The organism is Leptolyngbya sp. FACHB-36 (assembly GCF_014695955.1).
In the GTDB taxonomy this organism is placed as follows: Bacteria; Cyanobacteriota; Cyanobacteriia; order Leptolyngbyales; family Leptolyngbyaceae; genus FACHB-36.
This window is the reverse complement of record NZ_JACJPG010000047.1, coordinates 1-3964: the sequence shown is the minus strand read 5'-3', so window position 1 is coordinate 3964 and position 3964 is coordinate 1. Positions and strand designations below refer to the sequence as shown.

Annotated in this window: 5 protein-coding genes; 1 reads left to right on the top strand and 4 read right to left on the bottom strand. The window is 52.7% G+C overall.

Going from position 1 to position 3964, the window contains the following annotated elements:
• A partial coding sequence (locus H6F43_RS00680; RefSeq protein ID WP_190340112.1) for a hypothetical protein occupies positions 1-230 on the top strand: 230 nt, incomplete at its 5' end.
• Here H6F43_RS00680 and H6F43_RS21790 read toward each other — a convergent pair.
• The 4 genes from H6F43_RS21790 to H6F43_RS00660 form a co-directional block, all read right to left on the bottom strand.
• Positions 227-526 (bottom strand): hypothetical protein, encoded by a 300-nt coding sequence (locus tag H6F43_RS21790; protein WP_199290082.1) that lies wholly within the window; start codon positions 524-526, stop codon positions 227-229. The genes H6F43_RS00680 and H6F43_RS21790 overlap by 4 nt on opposite strands.
• 28 nt (positions 527-554) lie before the next feature.
• Positions 555-2807, bottom strand: coding sequence for a heavy metal translocating P-type ATPase (locus tag H6F43_RS00670; protein ID WP_190340111.1), 2253 nt, complete (start codon positions 2805-2807; stop codon positions 555-557).
• A 72-nt stretch (positions 2808-2879) separates the two neighbouring features.
• A complete protein-coding gene (locus H6F43_RS00665) occupies positions 2880-3074 on the bottom strand; it encodes a heavy-metal-associated domain-containing protein (RefSeq protein WP_190340110.1) in 195 nt (64 codons plus the stop codon).
• Positions 3075-3583: 509 nt separating this feature from the next.
• Positions 3584-3871, bottom strand: a complete 288-nt coding sequence (locus tag H6F43_RS00660) for a photosystem I reaction center subunit PsaK (RefSeq protein WP_190340109.1) — start codon at positions 3869-3871, stop codon at positions 3584-3586.
• Positions 3872-3964 lie beyond the last annotated feature (93 nt).

The window sequence follows — 3964 nt, the reverse complement described above, 5'->3', positions numbered from 1 at the left end:
TTGAAGCCTCAATCAAGCCGTTTGGCTTAAGCTGGAAAATCTTTTCTAGAGCTGACATTGAAGCGCTGATTGCGATCGCCCATCAATCTGGCTTCGTGCTCAAAGAAAACACATCGATTCCTGCGTGTGCTGACAGAACCGTGTCTTGGTACGACAAGCACTACACCTTTATTGCCCTAACATTTAGAAAACAAACCGATAAAAACCAAACCCAATCATTGAATGATTAATTGGATGGTGCTTTTACCACCTTCTGAGTGTCTTGACTCGTCGCTGTCCTACGCGACGGTGGCTTGCTGAGCAGAAACCACCAGATCTCCAGCCCAATTAGCGCTAAACCTGCCGCTGTAACCGATCCGGTTATCCAGAGCGGTTGCTCAATCCGCTGAAACGAGTTCGGTGCAGAAGTATGTGGCATTTCAGGTGCCATCTGATCAGGTGCCATTTGAGCGGCAGCGGCTCCTACAGTGCTCAGCAGTAGCCCAACACCTGCAAGCGTTCCAAACACCAGTTTTTTGGTCAGCATCACCTAAGTTCCTCGATCGCGAACTTGATCACGAAGTTGTCTTCGGCTGAAAGTTACGCAAGCGCAAGGCGTTGGTAACAACAGAAACAGAGCTAAATGCCATTGCACCTCCTGCCACGATCGGACTCAGCAGCCACCCGAAAACTGGAAACAGGATTCCGGCGGCGATCGGAATTCCTGCCACGTTGTAGATGAACGCAAAGAACAGATTTTGGCGGATGTTCCGCATCGTGGCGCGGGATAGCTCAATGGCGGTGATAATCCCCTGCAAATCACCCGAAATCAGCGTAATGTCGCTAGCCGCGATCGCCACATCCGTTCCGGTGCCGATCGCGATGCCTACATCGGCTTGAGCCAGAGCCGGAGCATCGTTGATGCCATCCCCAACCATGGCGACCACGTTGCCTCCTCGCTGAAGTTCTGCCACTTTTGCGGCTTTTTGGTCCGGGCGTACTTCGGCAAACACGCGCCGAATGCCGACTTCACGAGCGATCGCCTCAGCGGTTTGGCGATTGTCGCCCGTCAGCATAACGACCTCTAATTTCATGCGCTGCAAGGCGCGGACGGTCGCCGCCGAGGACGGTTTCAGCGCATCCGAAATGCCCATGAGTGCTTGCACTTCACCGTCAACCGCAATCAGAATCACGGTTTTGCCCAGAGATTCCAGCCGCGACTTGTCATGCTGTAGGCTCTGGGTGTCAATGCCCAATTCCTGCATCCAGCGCTGAGTACCAATCTGGATAAGACGCTGAGAGACAATTCCTTGGACGCCGCTTCCCACGATCGCCTCAAAGGCTTCGACGGGCGCTAACTTCACGTCTTGCGACTGGGCATATCGCACAGCGGCTTCTGCCAGTGGGTGTTCTGAGTTGTGCTCGACGGAGGCGGCTAACTGCAACAGGCGAAGTTCATTTGCCGTGCCAGTCGTCGTGATGAAATCCGTTACGGTGGGTCTGCCTTGGGTCAGAGTTCCCGTTTTGTCGAGGACGATCGTTTGGAGGCTGTGAGCCATCTCCAAACTCTCTGCGCCTTTAATTAGAATGCCGTTTTCGGCTCCTTTGCCCGTTCCCACCATGACTGACGTTGGCGTAGCCAGCCCCAACGCGCACGGACAGGCAATAATCAGCACGCCAACCGTGGTGACTAACGCCAGCGTCAGGTTGCCCATTAGGTTAAACCAAAGAATGAAGGTGAGGATGGCAATGGCAATGACCGCAGGCACAAACCATCCGGTGACGCGATCGGCAAGTCGCTGAATCGGAGCTTTAGAGCCTTGCGCCTGCTGCACAAGTTTGACGATTTGAGCCAGCATTGTGTCTTTGCCAACGCGGGTTGCCCGAAACTGAAAGCTGCCTGTTTTGTTGAGCGTGGCTCCAATGACTTCATCCCCCGGCTGCTTGTCGATCAGGACGCTCTCCCCCGTGATCATGGACTCATCAACCGTCGATCGGCCAGTTACCACGTCGCCATCTACAGGAATTTTTTCACCCGGACGCACCACTACCACATCGCCAATTTGGACGGCCTGGATCGGCACCGCCACCTCTTGTCCATCGCGAATAATCCGGGCATCTCTTGCCTGTAGACCAATTAACGTACGGATCGCCTCAGACGTTTGTCCTCTGGCACGATTCTCAAACAGTCTCCCCAGCAGAATCAGCGTGATGACGATCGCCGACGTTTCGTAATACACCTCCGGCATTAATCCCTGATTCATTAGAAAGGTGGGAAACAGCGTGGCAAATACGGAGTAAGCGTAAGCCGCACTGGTTCCTAGCGCAATCAGCGTGTCCATTGTTGCAGCGTGGTGCTTGAAGGCTTTCCACGCATTGCTGTAGAACCTGTTGCCGCACCAGAACTGTACGGGGGCCGTAAGGACCAGCTGAAGCCACGGATTTGATAACCAGGCTGGGATAAATGGAAGCGATAACCCCGTCATCATTGGCAGTGAGCCAATCATCAGCAGCGTGCCGATCGTGCCGCCCAAAACGACCTTCCGCTGAAGATGACGCAACTCTGCCAGTCGCGTCGCCTTCTCAGCGTCATCCTCTCCCGTCACCATCTCGGAGCTTTGCAGAGAAAACGCAGAGTAGCCCGCTTCGCTGACAGCGTCTTGGATTACCTCTAAATCTGTACGCTGCGGATCGTAGATAACGGTTGCTTGCTCTGCACCAAAGTTGACGCTGCACGCTTCAACCCCTGGAACCACGCGAATTGCTTGCTCAACACGATTAGCACAAGCAGCACAGCTCATGCCTCGCAATTTGAGTGTGGCATCCATCGACCACCTCCTAATAAAACATAATGAACCTGAACAGGGAACGGTTACCCTGAACCAACGTGGATGAAGACGTTAAGCAACGGTGTAGCCAGCCGCCGTAATCGCTTCTTTGATCGCGGTTTCGGGGGCTTGCGTTTCGATCGTCACCTGCTTCGTTTTTGGATCGGCGGCAACTTGGGCGGCGGGATCAACAGTGGTCACTGCCTTTGTGATGGTTTCGCTACATGCAGAACACGCCATGTTGGGAACGTTGAGTTGAAGAGTCATAAGTTCTAATTCCTGAAGCGATTAGGGTTTTTGGAGAACTGCTTCTATTCTCAACTCTCTAGTGGACTGGAGAGTCAAGTCAGTAACCGACGTAAAGGATCCGGCACGCTGGAGGACACTTCAACACATCCAAACGCGCAGAGATTCAGTCAATGGCAAACGCGATCGCCCTGTCTCAGCACACCGAGATTAACTAGATGAAACCGTGGCGCAAAGTTTGGTACAGCCAGCGACTTCGGAGCGCTACTCTGTCAGTTTTGCCGTAATTTAGCAAGCGAAAACCCCCAGTTTCCTGAAGAAGCTGAGGGTTTTCTAGAAGAATGCTTCAGAAGTCAACGTTGCTACCGCCGCACTCCAAGCCCTGCAATTTTGGGAAAAACCGAAGCGGAAATTCTCGAAATCTGGGGGGCTAGAGGGCAAAAAAGGCTCAACTGCGTAACTTCTGAATGGTTAGGTACGAACTGGTAGCTTCCAGTCAGTGCTAACGGGTATGGTGTAGCGTAGTGATTCTATTGAAAGTAGGGCGAGAATCCAAAGATTGCCAATGCTCCGAGAAGATGCCCAAAACTCATCGACCCCAAGAAGGTTCCTACACTGGGATTATTAAACAGCGAGGGGAAGGGTAGCGGCATTTTGGGACCATCGTGGGGACGCTCGATCGACCGTCCAGCAATAAACAATACCAGAAGACAGGAAAGTGTCATGATAATGGGTTTAATCCAGGGGCTTCCTGCTTCAGTTGGGGTAAGTCCCGCGTCCTGAGCACCGAGCGCCACTAGCAAAAGAGCGTTTAGCATAAGTAATCTCCAACATGAAAATGAAACTATGGTTCATCGTCTAGGGTGGCTAAAGCCGATGCATCATCCCTACGGTAGGAATGCTTTTTCTAT